Consider the following 18,307-nt stretch of genomic DNA (forward strand, 5'->3'; position numbering starts at 1 on the left):
GCATTTGCTGGCTTGTAAAAATTAATTCGTTGAAAGCTTTTTAATGTTAAAGCCAATGAAACCATAAAGGATGGCTACAAAAGGATTAATCAGGTTAAAGAAGCAATAGAAAATATACTCGTATGACCCAAGTGCCATTGCACCTATCATAAAGGCACCACAACTATTCCATGGAATTAACGGTGACGTAATCGTGCCGGAATCTTCAAGCGTTCGACTCAATACCAGTGGATCTAAATTTCTATCTTTATAAGCTTGTCGATACATACGACCTGGCATAACAATCGCCATATATTGGTCGGCTGTCACTAAGTTTGTACCAAAACAGGTAGCAACAGTACTTGCTATTAATCCGCCTACAGATTTAACAGAAGACAAAATTGACTCTACTATTTTACGCAGCATACCTAGATGCTCTAGAACTGCGCCAAAACTTAATGCCGAAATAACAAGCCAGATGGTATTAAGCATGCTCGACATACCGCCACGGCTAAGTAAGTCATTAATCTCGGCATTGTCAGATGCAATTTTAATGCCGTCGAATAATGCAGTCCAAACCACAGTTGCCGTTGCAGTAACGCCTGACAAACCGTCGCTAGCTAATTGTGCAATTAGATCCTGTTGGAAAATTACCGCCCAAACAGCGCCAACTAGTGCGCCAATGAAAACGGCAGGAAAGGCAGGCATTTTTTTGTAGGCTAAAAATAGCAACATCGCCAATGGTAGAAGGTTTAATACGCTAATGTGATATGTTTCTTGTAGCGTTTTAGTGAGTACTTCAATGCGCTCAGAATTACCTGCCATATCAGCATTTTCACTTAGACCTAAAATCAAAAACAGTACTAATGCGATTAATATAGAAGGTACCGTTGTCCATAGCATGTAACGAATGTGCGAAAACAACTCGCTGCCGGCTACCGCTGGCGCCAAGTTTGTGGTTTCAGACAACGGCGATAACTTGTCGCCAAAGTAGGCGCCGGAAATTACAGCACCTGCCGTAATTGCAGGCGACATATCAAAACCACCAGCAATGCCGATGAAAGCAACACCAATTGTCGCTGCAGTCGTCCAAGAACTGCCTATACTCATAGCGACAATACCACAAACTAAACACGCAGCAGCGTAAAACCAAGCAGGGTTGATGATTTGTAATCCATAATAAATCATCGTTGGTACAGTACCTGACAATAGCCAAGTACCAATAAGTGAACCAACCGCCAATAGAATCATGACCGCGCCTAGCGACAATGAAATCCCTTTAACGATGGCCTTCTCCATCTCATGCCACTGATAACCGTTTTTAAGACCAATCAGCACAGCTACGCCCATAGAACATAAAAGCGCTATCTGGTTTGGGCCATATGATGAATTGTCACCAAAGAGTTGAAAGGAAAAGAATAAAAGAATAATTAACGACACTAAAGGTATCAGTGCGTCAAGCATCGAAGGTCCCGATGCGTTAGTTGCTTGTTTGTCTGTCATTGTGTTCTAGTTTTCTTGTTATGAAAAAGCCGCTAAAGCAGCGGCTTTCTTTGAGATGTTACTATTATTGCTTAGCAACTTTATCGAATTCAACTAAATCAAAGGTAATTCGAGCGGTTTCGTCTAAAAATGGATCTAACTCGTCTAATTCTTCAGGCAAGTCTTCTAGTGTTTTCACAGGCTCTTTGCCCATTTTAGCTAAACGTTCATTGGCTCGAGCCAATTGTTTTGTTTTACGCTCTTCTTTCTTCGATTTGCGCTCTGCTAAGTTCAGCGAAATAGATTTATCGTCTTTTTCTGCCTTGTACTCAGCAATATCTTCAAGCATGTAATTAAATTCAGGGTTATCTTTTACACGTGCTTTGTAGTTATTGTTTAAGTAAACAATTTCGTCACTTAAGTCATGTAAACGCTTGTAAGGTGCTTTGGCTATCTGATCCCATGGCAATGCATTTTCTTCTTTACTCTCGCCCCAATCTTCTGGGTCAATGGCTGTCGGAAACTCAATATCCGGCAACACGCCTCGATGTTGCGTGCTGCCGCCATTAATGCGATAGAATTTGGCAATAGTGTATTGAATACTTCCTAGCGGATTTTCATACATATCGTAAACACGACCTAAGCCTCTATGCTGCTGCACTGTGCCTTTACCAAAGGTATGTTCGCCAATAATGATGCCTCTACCATAATCTTGTATCGCTGCAGAGAATATTTCTGATGCAGACGCGCTATATCTGTCTACCATTACTGTTAATGGGCCTTGGTAGTAACTGATACCGTCATTGTCACTGTTCACTGAAACACGGTTTGCTTGGTTTCTAACCTGAACAACGGGACCTTTTTCGATAAATAGACCTGTTAATAACGTAGCTTCTGATAATGAACCGCCGCCATTGCCGCGTAAATCTACAATAACGCCTTCAACTTCGGCTTCAGCTAATTTGGCTAATTCTTTCTTAACATCATTAGACAAATTGTTGTAGAAACTTGGAATGGTGATCACACCTAGTTTCTTGCTAGTTTCATCACCAGGCACTTGGTAGTATATTTCAGACTTAGCCGCGCGATCTTCTAGCTTAATTTTTTCGCGCACCATAGTAACAACTTTAATGCTATCACTGCCGTCCGCGCCACCTGGTAGCACTTGCAATCGCACCGTGCTGCCTTTAGGTCCTTTAATTAGATCTACTACGTCGTCTAAACGCCAGCCAACAACGTCCTCAAACTTTTCGTCACCTTGTGCAACACCAACAATGCGATCTTTTGGCTTCAACGCTTTAGATTTGTCCGCTGGTCCGCCAGTTACTACGCTTTGAATCACAGTGTAGTCTTCCTCTGCACGCAACACAGCACCTATACCTTCCAATGACAAATTCATGTCCATTTGAAAGCGTTCTGCATTACGTGGCGATAAATAAGAGGTGTGTGGTTCGACAACGCGAGCAAAGCTGTTCATCACAATTTGAAAAACATCTTCGCTTTCACTTTGCTTTAAACGTTTGATGGCGTAGTTGTAGCGTTTGGTTAGCGTTTCTTTTACCTTGTCCCATTCTTTGTCTGCCAAGGTTAAATTAAGTGCGTCATACTTGACTTTCAAACGCCATAATTCATCTAACTCTGCTTTGTCTTTCGCCCAAGGCGCATCTTCACGATCAAAGACGTAGTTTTCTTGCTTAGTAAAATCGAATGGTTTATCAAGTTGGGTCAGCGCAAACTCATAACGCTCTAGGCGTCGTTGCATGTTTAAATTGAAAATCTCGTAGGCCGCATCTAATCGACCACGTGCGATGACTTTTTCGAAATCAGGACGGTATTTTTGAAGCGCTTCAATATCAGACGCTAGAAAGACAATGCGCGAATAATCTAATTGTTTGATGTATCGGTCGAACACTTCATTCGACAGCTCTTCATCAATTTTAACTTTTTTATAGTGCGCTCGTGTGAATTGAGCAGTAATTCGTTTACTGGCAGTCGCATGTTGAGGTTCAGGCATCAACACCGGCAATTCTTCAGGCTCAGATTCGCTTGCAAAGGAAAGTGGATTTAACAATGCAAAGGTGACAGATACCGTGAATGCGATGCGTGCAAATTTCAACATACGACTACTCCATATTACAAAAAGATGTGTTCTAACTGCGTCTTAACAATCATACCAGACGTTAACTGGACACTAATGTCGCTACCAGCAATTTCGGTGATAACGGCAGGCATCGGGCTATTGCCGACTTTAACTCTCACTTGAGTACCTACTTTTAATGCGTCCGACTCTACTGGTTTTAACGGTTCGACAGGCTTTTTAGGACCACGTTTAGGTGATTTAACTGATTTAAATTTAGCGTTCTGCTTATTTTTATCAGACCGCTTATCACTAACTTTAGTTCCTTTATACGATTTTTTCGCCTGAGAATCGTCTGATTTTTTGTTACCAAATTTTTCTTGGCTTTCTTTTAGCGTCTTGGCCGCGTAATCTGCTTGCTCTTTATCAATTTCCGCAACCTGCTCGCCCGCTAGATCAACGCGAAACGCACCAGCCTTAACTGACTTTAGGTAACGCCAGCTACTAGTGTAATGACGCAATGCTTGGCGTAAACGTGTTTTGCTTACTTGTTCATCTTCAGCAAGTTGCTCCGCTAGATCTTGAAAAATACCAACTTTTAATGGTTTTGCTGGTCCTTCAACAGAAAAACATGCAGGAAATTTTTCCGCTAAATAGCTAATAATTTCCTTAGTGGTTACTTTTTTAATTTCAGTTTCCATAAATACTACTTTACTAATTTTAAGTGTCTAAATACTGGTCTCTGTTTTCCAATACATGTCGACACCAGTCATAAATATCTTCTGACTCAAGCTCTACTAACGTTTCTTGGCCAATCCAATTGTCCCACACTAACCCTAACAAACCTGTTAGTTGCTCGGTGGGTATATCTTCTTCTGCTAAATCATATAACGTGTGATAAATCTCATTAATACGTTCGGCAGCTAAATCTTCTTGCTCATCCCAATCACCTACGACTTCAGCGGAAACTAGGTAATCATGGATTACAACGAATTCTTTCATCTTAGTTTAGATTGTTTTCTAATACTTTAACGAGTGCTTCCAACCCTGTTTGATCGTCAGCGTCAAATCGTTCAAATTGTGGGCTGTCGATGTCCAACACTGCAATCACTTTTCCGTCTTGCATCACTGGCACAACGATTTCCGAATTACTTGCTGCATCGCAAGCAATGTGACCGTCAAAAGCGTGTACATCGGCAATACGCTGCGTCGTTGCAGTCGATAAAGCGGTACCACACACACCTTTACCGTAAGGTATCCTTATACAGGCTACTTTCCCTTGGAAAGGACCAAGTACAAGTCCTGATTCTGCTGTGCGATAAAAACCAACCCAGTTTATATCAGTCAATTGCTCGAACAACAATGCGCTAATATTTGCCATATTTGCGATAACATCTGTTTCACCAGCAATTATAGCTGAAACTTGTTCATTCAGCGTTTGGTAAAATGATTCTTTAGACATTTACGTTCACTATCGCCTTAAGGCTCAAAAAGGGCATAACATACCTGTAAGTGCTGCGGAATAAAAGCAATTATTGTCGAAGTCATGCACTTTTTTAGTCTGCCTCATTCCTTTGTAGCCTTAACTTATTGAAAACGCAAATATAGTTGTGGTTGTAAACGGTTTGTTCGGCGATATTACAACACTTGGAAATTCAGGCTGATTAATCGCGTCTGGAAAATGCTGTGTCTCTAAGCAAACCGCCTGCCTAGGCTTATATTGCGCGTTTTTCTTACCTTTTAAATCGTCAAGAAAATTAGCGGTGTATACTTGAACGCCAGGTTGATCGGTATAAACCGACATTGCTCTACCTGAATGTTCGTCGAATAATTGAGCCAATGGCGCAGAAAACGGTTGCCCAGTGGTGTCAAACACCCAGTTGTGATCATAGCCACCACCTAAGCGAATTTGATCATCGTCAGCATCGATATCTCTAGCTAACGGCTTAAACGACATAAAATCAAACGGCGTATCTTTTACAGGGCGTAATTTCCCTGTTGGAATTAAATGCTCATTAACTTCTGTGATATGAGACGCTTTCAACTGCAACTGATGCGCTAAAACATCTGATTGATTGTGCCCAGCCAAATTGAAATAGCTATGCTGTGTTAAATTCACAATACTTTGCTGATCGCAGGTTGCGTGATAACGCACCATCAGCTGATTGTCTTCACTAAATTTATAATCAACGGTAACCACCATGGTCCCTGGGAATCCTTGATCGCCATCAGGACTGACTAACGACATGGTAATATGCCCATCGTTAATGACTTCTACTTGCCAAAGGCGACTTTCAAATCCTTGCGGACCACCATGTAGATTATTGGGCCCGTTGTTTTTCGCCAGTTGATACTTCTTCCCTTCTAGTTCAAATTCCCCATTTGCTATGCGGTTAGCAAAACGGCCAACAATACAACCAAAATAAGGACTTTCATTTTCGTACTGCGCGACATTATCAAAACCGAGGACGACATCATCGTGCTGACCTTCTCTGTTAGGTAAATACAGCGATTGAATAATGCCGCCAAGGGACAATATAGTGACCTTACTGCCGATATTATTTTCTAGGCAATACTGCATTACCTGTTCACCATTTGCCATGGTACCAAAAGGTGAAATCACAATAGGTTTCATTTAGCGAATTTCCTTACACTATGCTTGATTTATCAGTTGCTCTACGAGTTTTGGCAGCCCTTTAGCCGCAGAATCTTGTATAACAGTGATTTGGTCTGAGTGGTCAAACGCATGCAATGCGTCTGGTTTAGGGTCAATATAATAAATTTGTTTTGCCCGTGATGCTACATTTACCAGCCCTGCTGCCGGATAAACTTGTAATGAAGTACCTACCACGATAAGTATATCCGCTTGCGCTACTTTCAATGCGGCATCTTCCATTTTAGGCACAGCCTCTCCAAACCAAACGATTGCTGGCCTCAATTGGCTTTTGTATTCACAGAGGTCGCCTATTTTGATGTCGTCATGGCACGGATAAATGCAATTTTCGTCGATACTGCTTTGCGCCAACAGTAATTCGCCATGTAAATGCACCACGTCGCTAGAGCCTGCACGTTCATGCAAGTCATCGACATTTTGGGTAATGATATTGACAGTAAAAAATTGTGCGAGCTTCGCTAAAGCTTCGTGGCCATCGTTGGGTATTACAGTCTTAAGTTGGCGGCGTCTTTGGTTATAAAACTCCAGCACCAAAGCTGGGTTTGCCAACCAGCCGTCGATTGAAGCCACTTCCATAACGTCGTGCCCTTCCCACAGGCCATCAGCATCTCGAAAGGTTTTCAATCCACTTTCAGCGCTCATACCTGCGCCTGACAATACCGCTATATTCATTGATTTCGTTGCTATTTATTTTTTGATGTTCACTTTATCAGAAGGCAATACTGTTAGCCATGCTTTACACTGATTTACGTTAAGTGAACAAAGGTAGTATTGATTAAACGATCCTTGATTCGCTACCCTGATTAAAACAACAAGCATTCCTGCTTAAAAGGAGACTATAAATGTCAGGATTTAATAAAGTCGTCCATAGCTATGAAGAGGCTATGGCTGGCTTAGAAGACAATATGACGATCATAGCTGGTGGTTTTGGGCTATGCGGTATCCCGGAAAATCTGATCAATCAAATAGAAAAATCTGGCGTTACTGGTCTAACTGTTGTCTCTAACAATTGTGGTATCGATAACTTTGGTTTGGGCGTTTTGCTACGCGACAAACAAATTAAAAAGATGATCGCGTCTTACGTTGGCGAAAACAAAATGTTTGAAGACCAACTGTTAAGTGGTGAGTTAGAAGTTGAATTAACACCGCAAGGTACCCTAGCTGAAAAGATGCGAGCCGGTGGTGCTGGCATTCCAGCGTTTTACACAGCTACAGGCTTTGGCACATCAGTCGGTGATGGCAAAGAAGTTAAAACATTTAACGGTCGTCAATACATTCTAGAAGAAAGTATCACTGGCGATTTTGCTATTGTAAAAGCGTGGAAAGCCGATAAATACGGAAATTTAGTGTTTCGTCATACTGCACAAAATTTTAACCCTTGTGCCGCGACAGCTGGAAAAATAACAGTTGCAGAAGTTGAAGAAATTGTTGAACCGGGCGAGCTCGATCCGACACAAATTCATACACCAGGCATTTATGTTAATCGCGTCATTCAAGGTACTTTTGAAAAACGCATTGAGCAACGTACAACGAGAGAGGGCTAGCACATGGCATTGTCGAGAGAGCAAATAGCGCAGCGCGTTGCACAAGAATTACAAGACGGATACTACGTCAACCTAGGCATTGGTATTCCTACCTTAGTCGCTAATTTCGTGCCTGACGGCATGGAAGTAATGCTGCAATCTGAAAATGGTTTACTAGGTATGGGGCCATTCCCTACAGAAGATGAAATCGATGCAGACATGATAAATGCAGGAAAACAAACAGTTACTGCAATTGACGGTGCTTCTATATTTTCTTCTGCAGAAAGTTTCGCTATGATCCGTGGTGGTCACGTTGATTTAACCGTACTTGGCGCATTTGAAATAGATGTTCAAGGCAACATCGCGTCATGGATGATTCCTGGCAAGCTAGTCAAAGGTATGGGCGGTGCAATGGACTTAGTAGCTGGTGCAGATAACATTATTGTCACCATGACCCACGCAAGTAAGCACGGTGAGTCAAAGCTATTAAGTGAGTGTACTCTACCTCTAACAGGCGCTGGTTGTATCAAAAAAGTAGTGACTGATCTGGCGTATATTGAAATTGAAGATGGTAAGTTTCATCTCAAAGAGCGCGCGCCAGGGGTGAGCGTCGAAACAATACATTCGTTAACGGCCGGGGAACTCGTGGTTCCAGATAACGTCCCTGAAATGCAATTTTAAAAAAAAGCGCCGATAGGCGCTTTTTTTTATCTTGTTGTTTTACTTGCAAAGTTACTTCAGCCCTTTAATATTGTTAACGTACTGTTAATGATTGAGGTATGCGATGAAAGTAAATACGGTTGTAACGTCTTTGTTGTTTTTGCCTGTTATTGCAATAGCACAAGAGAAAGAAGTGCAAGATATGTCAGACCCGCTTGCTGTTTATACACAGGCTGGCGCAGGCTACACCGACAAAGGATTAAACTTTAAAGTAGGTAGAGCCTATGATACTGGCTCTGATACAACGGCGGCGATGCATTTAATCGAAGTAAAAGGATTATTAGGTGATACCTTAGGTTGGAGTGATTCGTTTATAGTAGATAACTCCATTGACAGTTTACGCTATCGACATTTTTCCGTTAATTTAGAAAATGGCCGTGGTTCTCAAATTGACGTTAACTACTTTTTCGATCCAAATGCCATTTCTCAAGAGCATGGTGATGCTTCTTGGTCGTTTATTCAAGCGCTCCCAAAAATGGGGCCCGTCAACATCTACCCTTTGGCTGGCGTTGGTGTCGCATTTGGTAAAGACAACTTAAAAGAAGACGGAAGTTTTGATGACGGTTTTGGCTACCAAGGTGGCTATGGTCTTATTGGCCTGTATGGCAAAGTCGCGATCACGGATAAATTTTGGCTAAACTACAATCCGTTCTATGTTCATACTTTGTTTGGTGACGATGTGTATAAAGACAATGCCTATGGCATAGCTGAGAGCGGTACCTTGCTACACGAATTCGTTGTAAGTTATCAGTTTACGCCTACTTTTAATGTCCGCTATTTTGCTAACTGGAACTCTAATCTTGATATTGGCGATGGCGACCATCGCATCGAATTTAATTATCAGTTGTAGTCAACGTTAAAGTTTAACCCCAAAAAAGTCAGCAATTGCTGGCTTTTTTGCTATACCTAGCTTAAACGCCATTACTTGCTAAAGATGGTGTTAGAGCCACAGCAAGTTCAATTAACTTCTGTGTTATTGCTACAACAATTGAAAAGGATTTCAATAATGTTTCATTTAAAAAACAATACGCTTAGTGCGTTAACCTTTAGATTTACCCAGCCCAATGACTGCGTGATCGCTATTAGTAGTCGAGGAAAAGCGTTAGAAAGCGTTTATTTTAATCACGTACTGGTCAGTCAAAAGCCCTGCTTACTGCGCCGCTCGATACATACCTTTATGGTGGGTGATATACGATATGAAGTTATGTTTAACTACATTGATGTGGCACAAGATACGCTCAACTGTAGCTTGTTTAAAAACGCACAGTTAGTCGATCGCCAAAACAGTGCACTCAAAAGAATTAAAGCTCGTATAAAAAAGGTGCCAATTTAGGCACCTTTAATGTTCGGAGAACTCGCTAGGCCTTTGCCGTCTGCTGTAATGACGACATAGTATCATTTAGCGCTTTCTCTATGTCGCTGTTAGTGACACGATTGGTGGCCAAGTCAAAGTTGTCGTAAAAGCTTGGTATAGACAAGCTCGCCTTAACATCCATACCAAAATACGGTGCTGATGTTTTGGCCGTGTTCAATACTGTTTGAGCGCCACCTGGGCCAGGTGATGTTGCCAACAATATTACTTGCTTGTTTTGATATACCTTCATATCGATGCGTGACGTCCAGTCAAACAAATTTTTGTATGCTGCGGTGTACGAGCCATTGTGCTCTGCAAATGAAATTACGATGGCATCTGCTTCACCTAGTTTTTTGTAAAACGCCTGTGCTAATGCTGGTTGGCCTAGTTCCTCTTCCCTGTCCTGACTAAACAGCGGCATTTCATAATCGTTGATATCGAGTAACTCGACATTTGCGCCATCCACAAGAGATGCTGCATATGCTGCTAAAGATTTATTGATTGATTTTTTACTGCTACTTGCTGCAAACGCTAAAATGTTCATCTAACTTCCTCCAAATGCTTTAAGGCTATTTTAATTGTTCTTTTAATATGTACAAGATGGCATTTAAACAATACACTGTTCATAAAATAGAACAATAGAAAACACGCAAATGGTCGATTTAAATGACATGGTGATATTCGCTAAAGTAGCGGAATTTGGTGGCATTTCAAAAGCTGCAAACGAATTGTCAATGCCTAAATCTAAAGTAAGCCGCCGTATGGCTAATCTTGAATTAGCGCTAGGCGTGCGATTGCTTGAACGCACGACTCGGTCAGTCAGGCTCACGGAAATAGGCAAAATCTATTTTCAACACTGCAAAAAAGTTGTAAATGAAGCTAAGCAAGCGGAGAACAGTGTCAATCAACTGCTAAATACGCCTACAGGCCACCTCAAAATTAGTACCTCAATATCCATTGGGCAACACATTGTTGCACCACATCTGGCAGAGTTCCTAAGTAGATACCCCGATATTACCATTGAGCATATTGTTACCAACAGACGCGTTGATTTGATTTCAGAAGAGTTCGATCTAGCGATTCGAATTGGCGCTTTAGAGGACTCATCGCTGATCAGTAAAAAACTGTCAACTAGTCACGCGCTATTGGTTGCCTCTCCCGTGTATTTGGCAAGCGCGGGCGCTTTAACGGATATCAGCGATTTAACGCAACACAAAGCTTTGTGTATGGGAGATTCATCGATTGCGGACCAATGGCGCTTTGTAAACGCAAAGGGTAAAGAAGAGCAAGTTAAAGTAAAACCTGTAGCTACGGTTAATGATATGACTATTCTTCGGACATTATGTATCGCTTCAGCGGGTATCGCTATCCTGCCGAGCTATATGTGTGAAGACGCACTCAAACAAGGACAACTAGTGCGTGTATTAGAACAATGGACATCGGTTGAAGTCCCCTACTACGCGATTTATCCCAGCCACCAAAGCATGACGCCAAAACTGCGCGTACTACTTGATTTCTTATCTGAAAAAACCGCTTGAATACGTATGCAAACCACTGATTAAACAGTGTTTAGACAGTTATAGTATAGCTACGCATTAAGGTGTAAAAAACGCACAAAGCCCGCGCGTTTTTTGTACCACATATTACAAAGAGCGGAACTACAGTATGAATAAAATTATTACCTCAATATCGCTTTTGTTGAGTCTGTCGACAGTTGCACAAGCAAAAGACATCGCGTTGTTTTCCCCAGACAAAAACATCAAGGTAACCATTTCAGACGATGCACATGCAAACTATAGCGTAGCCTTTAAAGGTGAGGATATTATCGCGCCTTCTAAACTCGGCTTAGATTATCAAAACACCCATCGCATGGGGCCTGACTTTAAAATCATTTCGCAACAATCGAGCTCTCATGACGCGACTTGGGAGCAACCTTGGGGTGAAAAACAGACGATTCGAGATCATCACAACGCAACGACTGTGGTTTTTCGTCACGAACGTGATGTTACTAATACCTTTAGCGTAACCTTTAAGGTGTTTAACGATGGCATTGGTTTTCGTTATGAAGTGCCTGAGCAAAAAGGTTTAGCGAAGCAAATTAACATCACTAATGAACTTACCGAATTTAACGTCGAGCAGACCAATGATGCGGCGGCATGGTGGATACCAGCAAGAGATTGGAATAGATATGAGTATATCTATACAGAATCGACATTAGAGCAGGCGCGTCATGTTCATACACCTTTTACCTTCAAATTAAAAAGTGGTACACATGTCAGTATTCATGAAGCGGCGTTGGTAGACTATGCTGGTATGACACTGAAACAGGGACGCTCAGGCATGCTTAAAGCGGATCTGACACCTTGGTCTGACGGTATTCTCGTTAAAAAGACAGGGGCATTTAATACGCCTTGGCGCACGATACAAATCGGCGAAAATGCCGCTTCACTGATCAACTCTAGCCTTATCCTGAACCTGAATGAACCAAACAAACTTGGCGACGTTAGTTGGGTGAACCCTGGCAAATACATGGGTATTTGGTGGGGAATGCATATAAACGAAAACACATGGGGCAGCGGTGAAAAACATGGTGCAACCACTGCTGAGACAAAACGATATATGGATTTTGCTCAAAAACATGGTTTTTCAGGCGTGCTAGTAGAAGGATGGAACATAGGCTGGGATGGCGATTGGTTCCACAACGGTGACATCTTTAGATTTACTCAAGCGTACCCAGATTTCGATATTGATGCCATTGGTGCACATGCGAAAAAGACCGGTGTGAAGCTTGTCGGCCACCATGAAACATCGGGAAATGTTAGTAACTATCGTAACCAAATGGAAGCTGCGTTCAAGTTGTATCAAAAGCACGGTGTTGAGCAAATCAAGACGGGTTATGTCGCAGACGGTGGCAACATCAAACGCGTTGATGAAAATGGTGTTGCGCACTATGAATGGCATGATGGTCAGTATATGGTGAATGAATACCTTTACAACATTAAACTCGCTGCAAAATATGGCATTAGTATTAACACCCACGAACCGATTAAAGATACGGGCCTAAGACGCACGTATCCTAACTGGATCTCTCGAGAAGGTGCTCGTGGCCAAGAATACAACGCTTGGGGTTCACCGCCAAACCCTCCTTCTCATGCCGCTATTTTACCTTTTACTCGTATGCTGTCGGGCCCAATGGACTTTACCCCTGGCACATTTGATATGAGCTTTAACGGTCTGGGTGCAGATACAAACAGACCGCAAACGACATTAGCGAAACAATTAGCTCTCTATGTAGTCATTTACAGTCCAATTCAGATGGCATCGGACCTGCCGCGCAACTATGAAGCGAACTTACCAGCTTTTCAATTTATAAAGGATGTAGCTGTAGACTTTAAAGATAGTATTGCTGTGGCTGGTGAAGTGGGTGAATTTGTTGCCATTGCGCGAGCTGATCGTCATTCAAACGATTGGTATCTAGGTGCGCTAACCAATGAAAAAGCGCGCTCTCTTTCTGTTGCATTAGACTTCTTAGATAACGAAAAGCGATATACAGCGCAAATCTATCGAGATGGTGACAACGCTAACTGGATAGATAAGCCTTACGATATTGTGATTGAGGAGAAAATAGTAAAAGCAAGCGATACATTAACACTAAATATGGCTACAAGTGGTGGCTTTGCTATTCGTTTCGTTGCTATAGACTAGGGCTGGTTGTACGTTGCAGCCTGGATGCATAACTTCATAGAGTGATGCAATGCAATCATTGTTTTCTGCATTGTGAGGCTGTTGGTGTATTTATCTACACCAACAGCCAATTATCAGAAGGCGTAAGAAATGTCAGCCAACGTGTTCCTCTAAATTCTCTGTAAATATAAAAACAAAGCGTGGTTATATCACGCTTGCTGTTTTTTTTATGCAAAATCACCTCTTGAATTGAGTATAAATTGTGAGCTAAGCTAGCTTGCAATGGTCTAACTTGTGAGCATTTAATGAAATCTAAAATTACCTCGTTTGATATAGCGTATAAAGCGGGCGTATCGCAGTCTACGGTTTCTAGGGCATTGAGAAATAGCCCTTTAGTCAATGAAGAAACTCGCCTGAAAGTGCAAGCGATTGCGCGTGAATTAAATTATAAAGTAGATAAAAACGCGTCAAATCTTCGATCCCAACAAAGTGGCACTATCGCACTATTGCTGTTTGAAGATCCTACAAACGACGATTCAATGATTAATCCATTTTTTCTGGCAATGCTAGGAAGTATCACTCGTGCCTGCGCTAACGCTGGCTATGACCTACTTGTATCCTTTCAACAAATGGCGAATGACTGGTATGCCGATTATGAAGATACTCATAAAGCCGACGGCATTATTTTACTGGGCTATGGTGATTTCGTTGATTACGAAGAAAAGCTAAAACAGCTAATAGAGCAAAATACCCATTTTGTTCGCTGGGGTTCGGAAGTAAAACATTTACCTGTGGTATCGGTTGGCTGTGATAACTTTTTGGGTGGATATGATGCAACTAACCATCTAATAAAATTGGGCAAGCAACATATCGCCTTTATAGGTGAAGCATCTGAGCATGCGCCAGAGTTTCAAGATAGATATTTGGGTCACTGCCGCGCGTTAGATGATGCCGCAATAGGTCACCCAGAATCACTGCAAATAGATGCTGTATCTACCGAAGATTCTGGCTATCAAGCAATGAAAGAACTGCTTGAATCGGATACTAAAGTTGATGCTGTATTTGGTTCAAGTGACTTGATTGCTATAGGTGCAATGAAAGCAATTCACGACCATGGTTTGAAAGTGCCGAACGATATCGCCGTTGTAGGTTTCGATGATATACCAATTTCGGGCTATACATACCCTCCACTAACAACAGCAAAGCAAGATACTACGTTAGCTGGAGAGTTGCTCGTTGATCATCTACTGAAGATGATAGGCGGTGAAATGGTAGGCACTACATTGATGCCAACCACTATGGTGGTAAGAAAATCTTGTGGCGCAGCATAATCGACATACGAACACGAGGATGATGCATTTGCGTTTCGCTAACGTCAACGGATTCAATAACATTGCGAAAATAGGGGCGTGATAAAGCAGTGCGCTTTGCTTAAAGGAACAAGGGGCGTGGAGTCTTTATATCACGGAGCTCGAAGCCCAAAACTCGTAGCTCGTAATTCTTGGTTTTAGTTTTCAAGGCTATTAATAAAAAAGGCGACTAACGAGTCGCCTTTTTTATTAACTAATACAACTTATTCTGTCTTATCTTTTACAAATATCACGGCGATCGCCGCAGCAAGCATACAAACACCTGCGAGAATAATGATATTAACCGCCTCGTTGTCAAACACCGTTGACAAGATTAAGCCAGCTGTTAATCCAGAGACTATCTGAGGCGCTGCAATGGTAAAGTTGAATATACCCATATAAACACCCGTTTTATCTGCTGGCAGTGAGCCGGCTAAGATAGCGTAAGGCATAGCTAGGATTGCCGCCCAAGCGATACCGACACCAATCATTGGAATAATCAAATAAACCGCTGCTTGTGGTACGGTTACCGAAGTAATACCCAGGTTAACCGCTACAGCTTCACTTGGCCCGAAGAAGCCAAAACTCGTATAGCCAACAGCACCCGCTAGCAATGACAGACCATAAACCATTTTACGACCGAATTTGTCAGCAAGTTTTGATAAAAATACAGCGAATACAGCAGCAAACAAGCTGTAGGCAGCAAACAAAATACCTACCCAATCACCAGCCGCGCCTTTTGCTTGTACGATATGCTCAGGAACTTTTTCAAATGTAGCCAAGTAATCGTGATCAAACCATTTTGTTTCTAGTCCCCAAATTTGTTGCGCAATTGCTGGATTCGTATAAACCCACATGACGTATAACGCGAACCAAGAAAAGAACTGAACAACCGCCAATTGCTTCATCGTATCAGGCATGGTTTTCATTAATCCAAAAAAGTTAGCTAGTCGCTTAACTAGTGGTAATTTTTGTTGTTGCTCTTTAGCCACTTCCTCTGCATCCATGCCTTTATAGGCATAGAAGTCTTTTGGTTTGTACTCTTTTGTGCGAATTACCGTCCAAAGCACACTACCAAGTAGCACTGTACCACCGATATAGAACGCCCATACCACTGAAGGAGCGACTTCACCCGCTTGTGCGGTATTTTCTAAACCTACCACGTTGGTTAACACAAACGGTAAAATAGAACCAAAAATAGCGCCAATATTAATTAGCAAGGTTTGTACAGAGTAACCAATATTGCGTTGTTTATCCGGTACCATGTCAGACACTAACGCACGAAACGGCTGGAAACACACGTTAAATGATGCATCCATTATTGCGAACATCATAATGCCGAATAACATAGGCATCATGAAGGTGACGAAAAGAGGTGCATTAGGCATTAAAAACATGGCTATAGCTGAAACTATAGCCCCGCCTAAAATATAAGGTTTTCTTCGCCCTACTCTATTCCATGTTCTATCAGATGCACTACCTACAATCGGTTGCACAATTAAGCCCATTAAAGGAGCTAGAATCCAAAAGTAAGAGAGTGAATGAAGGTCTGCACCAAGGTCAGATAAAATACGTGAAACGTTGGCGTTTTGCAGCGCAAATCCAAACTGAACACCTAAAAAGCCGAAGCTTACATTCCAGATTTGCCAAAAGCTAAGTTGCGGTTTATTTTGCATTTTTTTCCCTTAGATAAAAAAACTGCCCAGCGATGCTGAGCAGTAGTTTAACATGCTTGTATTAGATTTGAACAAAGGCTGCGCCATGCGCATCGAGTGTTAAGTTACCATCTGAAACACTTGCTTGTGCAAGTCCGTGTCCAGACAATAGTTCACCTTGCATTGATTGATCTAATGTGACGGCTTGCGGCTGTCCTGAGAAATTAAATGCAACAAAGATAGTTTGTCCGTTGTAACGGCGGAAAAACGCAAGTACATTTTCATTTAAATCAACAAACTCAATATCGCCTGCAACTAGTGCTGGATACTGTTTACGCCAGCTATAAAACTGACGATAGCCATTAAGTACAGAATCGGCATCATGCTCTTGCGAAGCAACTGAAAAACCATTGTGTTTATTTGATACAGGTAACCATGTTTTATCAGCTTTAGAAAAACCAGCATGAGCTTGGTCTTCTGTCCATGGCATTGGCGTTCTACAACCGTCCCTGCCTTTAAAGTTTGGCCAGAATGCAATACCAAATGGGTCTTGCAATTCTTCAAATGCAATATCTGCTTCTACTAGGCCTAGCTCTTCACCTTGATAGGTACATAGGCTACCGCGCAATGAACCAAGCATGGCATTAAGCATTTTAGGTAATTGATTGCCTGTTGCGTTTTTGCCCCAACGCGTCGCTACACGTTGAACGTCATGGTTACCAATAGCCCAACACGGCCAACCTTGATCTAAGTTTGCTTCTAAATCTTCTACCGTTTGGCGAATGTAAGCAGGGCTAAAATCTTCAGTCAGTAATTCAAAGCTGTAAGCCATATGCAAACGTTTATTGTCTGCCGTGTATTCCGCCATCGATTTCAGTGAATCTTCTGTCGAAATTTCGCCTAAGGTTGTTGTGCCCGGATACTTGTTAATTAATGCGCGAATCTCTTCCATAAATGCCAGATTTTCTGGCTGCGTATTATTAAAGTAGTGATATTGGAACGCGTACGGGTTATCTTCACTGAAACCACGTCCTTTACGATCTTCTGGTGCTTTAGCAGGGTTATCACGCAATAGCTTATCGTGAAAACAAAAGTTAATTGCATCAAGTCTAAAACCATCAACACCCTTTTTAAGCCAATACTCAACATTAGCTAGTACAGCTTCACGCACATCAGCGTTGTGGAAATTTAAATCAGGCTGTTCTGTTAAAAAGTTATGCAAATAATATTGTTGACGACGTGGCTCCCATTGCCAACCACAGCCACCAAAAATAGATAACCAGTTGTTTGGCGGTGTGCCATCTGGCTTTGCATCAGCCCATACATACCAATCAGCTTTAGGGTTAGTACGATCTTGGCGGCTCTCTTCAAACCAAGGGTGTTCATTTGAGGTATGGCTTAATACTTGGTCGATTACGATTTTAATGTCCATGCCTTTTGCTGCAGACATTAGCTCGTCAAAATCAGCTTTAGTACCAAACATTGGATCTACGTCACGATAGTCACTGATATCGTAACCAAAATCTTTCATTGGAGATTTGAAAAACGGTGATAACCAAATCGCATCTACACCTAGCGACTTGATATAAGGTAATTTAGCGATAACGCCTTGAATGTCTCCAACGCCATCACCATTGGCGTCCATAAAACTACGCGGATACACTTGATAGATGACTGCTCCACGCCACCATTCTAGCTGACTCATTTACTCCCCCTGGGGCTCTCTCATACAGTGGCGCACATACTGCTTACGCCTAATCATTGCGTGTTACGTTGTACACGCATTTATAATATTTGTTACCTACGGTAT

General features: G+C 42.0%; 17 protein-coding genes. 7 read left to right on the forward strand and 10 right to left on the reverse strand.

From position 1 onward, the window contains the following. Positions 1 to 21 precede the first annotated feature (21 nt). The 7 genes from nhaC to QUD85_RS09870 form a co-directional block, all read right to left on the reverse strand. Positions 22 to 1,482, reverse strand: coding sequence for a Na+/H+ antiporter NhaC (gene nhaC / locus QUD85_RS09840; protein WP_093328303.1), 1,461 nt, complete (start codon positions 1,480 to 1,482; stop codon positions 22 to 24). Between the two features lie 64 nt (positions 1,483 to 1,546). Further along, complete coding sequence (gene prc / locus QUD85_RS09845; RefSeq protein WP_093328301.1) at positions 1,547 to 3,580, reverse strand: carboxy terminal-processing peptidase; 2,034 nt, start codon at positions 3,578 to 3,580, stop codon at positions 1,547 to 1,549. Between the two features lie 14 nt (positions 3,581 to 3,594). Next, on the reverse strand, positions 3,595 to 4,239 hold the full coding sequence (gene proQ, locus QUD85_RS09850; protein WP_093328300.1) for an RNA chaperone ProQ: 645 nt from the start codon (positions 4,237 to 4,239) through the stop codon (positions 3,595 to 3,597). Between the two features lie 19 nt (positions 4,240 to 4,258). Next, on the reverse strand, positions 4,259 to 4,540 hold the full coding sequence (locus tag QUD85_RS09855) for a hypothetical protein (RefSeq protein ID WP_093328298.1): 282 nt from the start codon (positions 4,538 to 4,540) through the stop codon (positions 4,259 to 4,261). A gap of 1 nt (position 4,541) precedes the next feature. Next, positions 4,542 to 5,000 carry a GAF domain-containing protein gene (locus QUD85_RS09860; RefSeq protein WP_093328296.1) on the reverse strand — a complete coding sequence of 153 codons (459 nt, stop codon included), beginning with the start codon at positions 4,998 to 5,000 and terminating at the stop codon, positions 4,542 to 4,544. 120 nt (positions 5,001 to 5,120) lie between these two features. After that, positions 5,121 to 6,173, reverse strand: coding sequence for an aldose epimerase family protein (locus QUD85_RS09865; RefSeq protein WP_093328295.1), 1,053 nt, complete (start codon positions 6,171 to 6,173; stop codon positions 5,121 to 5,123). A gap of 18 nt (positions 6,174 to 6,191) precedes the next feature. Then, positions 6,192 to 6,884, reverse strand: a complete 693-nt coding sequence (locus tag QUD85_RS09870; RefSeq protein ID WP_093328294.1) for an SIR2 family NAD-dependent protein deacylase — start codon at positions 6,882 to 6,884, stop codon at positions 6,192 to 6,194. A gap of 170 nt (positions 6,885 to 7,054) precedes the next feature. Here QUD85_RS09870 and QUD85_RS09875 point away from each other — a divergent pair, with 170 nt between their 5' ends. The 4 genes from QUD85_RS09875 (at position 7,055) to QUD85_RS09890 (ending at position 9,788) form a co-directional block, all read left to right on the forward strand. Next, on the forward strand, positions 7,055 to 7,756 hold the full coding sequence (locus QUD85_RS09875; protein ID WP_093328293.1) for a CoA transferase subunit A: 702 nt from the start codon (positions 7,055 to 7,057) through the stop codon (positions 7,754 to 7,756). A gap of 3 nt (positions 7,757 to 7,759) precedes the next feature. Then, positions 7,760 to 8,416: a CoA transferase subunit B gene (locus QUD85_RS09880; protein WP_093328291.1), complete on the forward strand. Its 657-nt coding sequence runs from the start codon at positions 7,760 to 7,762 to the stop codon at positions 8,414 to 8,416. A gap of 103 nt (positions 8,417 to 8,519) precedes the next feature. Continuing rightward, positions 8,520 to 9,305, forward strand: coding sequence for a hypothetical protein (locus QUD85_RS09885; protein ID WP_093328289.1), 786 nt, complete (start codon positions 8,520 to 8,522; stop codon positions 9,303 to 9,305). A 156-nt stretch (positions 9,306 to 9,461) separates the two neighbouring features. Next, positions 9,462 to 9,788, forward strand: coding sequence for a hypothetical protein (locus QUD85_RS09890; protein ID WP_143047926.1), 327 nt, complete (start codon positions 9,462 to 9,464; stop codon positions 9,786 to 9,788). A gap of 25 nt (positions 9,789 to 9,813) precedes the next feature. On the opposite strand, the gene QUD85_RS09895 is transcribed toward QUD85_RS09890, so the two are convergent. Beyond that, the gene (locus tag QUD85_RS09895) at positions 9,814 to 10,353 is read right to left on the reverse strand and encodes an NADPH-dependent FMN reductase (RefSeq protein WP_093328286.1); all 540 of its coding nucleotides are present in this window, start codon (positions 10,351 to 10,353) and stop codon (positions 9,814 to 9,816) included. A gap of 109 nt (positions 10,354 to 10,462) precedes the next feature. Between QUD85_RS09895 and QUD85_RS09900 the strand changes: the two genes are divergently transcribed. The 3 genes from QUD85_RS09900 to QUD85_RS09910 all read left to right on the forward strand — a co-directional run bounded on the left by QUD85_RS09900 (position 10,463) and on the right by QUD85_RS09910 (position 14,824). Continuing rightward, complete coding sequence (locus QUD85_RS09900; RefSeq protein ID WP_093328285.1) at positions 10,463 to 11,347, forward strand: LysR family transcriptional regulator; 885 nt, start codon at positions 10,463 to 10,465, stop codon at positions 11,345 to 11,347. Positions 11,348 to 11,483: 136 nt separating this feature from the next. Further along, entirely contained in the window at positions 11,484 to 13,514 is a 2,031-nt protein-coding gene (locus QUD85_RS09905; protein WP_093328388.1) for a glycoside hydrolase family 97 protein, read from the forward strand. A 284-nt stretch (positions 13,515 to 13,798) separates the two neighbouring features. Next, positions 13,799 to 14,824, forward strand: coding sequence for a LacI family DNA-binding transcriptional regulator (locus QUD85_RS09910; RefSeq protein WP_093328283.1), 1,026 nt, complete (start codon positions 13,799 to 13,801; stop codon positions 14,822 to 14,824). A gap of 242 nt (positions 14,825 to 15,066) precedes the next feature. Here the strand turns inward: QUD85_RS09910 and QUD85_RS09915 are convergent, their stop codons facing one another. Then, on the reverse strand, positions 15,067 to 16,518 hold the full coding sequence (locus QUD85_RS09915) for an MFS transporter (protein ID WP_093328282.1): 1,452 nt from the start codon (positions 16,516 to 16,518) through the stop codon (positions 15,067 to 15,069). 61 nt (positions 16,519 to 16,579) lie between these two features. Then, positions 16,580 to 18,202, reverse strand: coding sequence for an alpha-glucosidase family protein (locus QUD85_RS09920; RefSeq protein WP_093328280.1), 1,623 nt, complete (start codon positions 18,200 to 18,202; stop codon positions 16,580 to 16,582). Positions 18,203 to 18,307 lie beyond the last annotated feature (105 nt).

It is taken from the genome of Thalassotalea agarivorans, assembly GCF_030295955.1.
In the GTDB taxonomy this organism is placed as follows: Bacteria; Pseudomonadota; Gammaproteobacteria; order Enterobacterales; family Alteromonadaceae; genus Thalassotalea_D; species Thalassotalea_D agarivorans.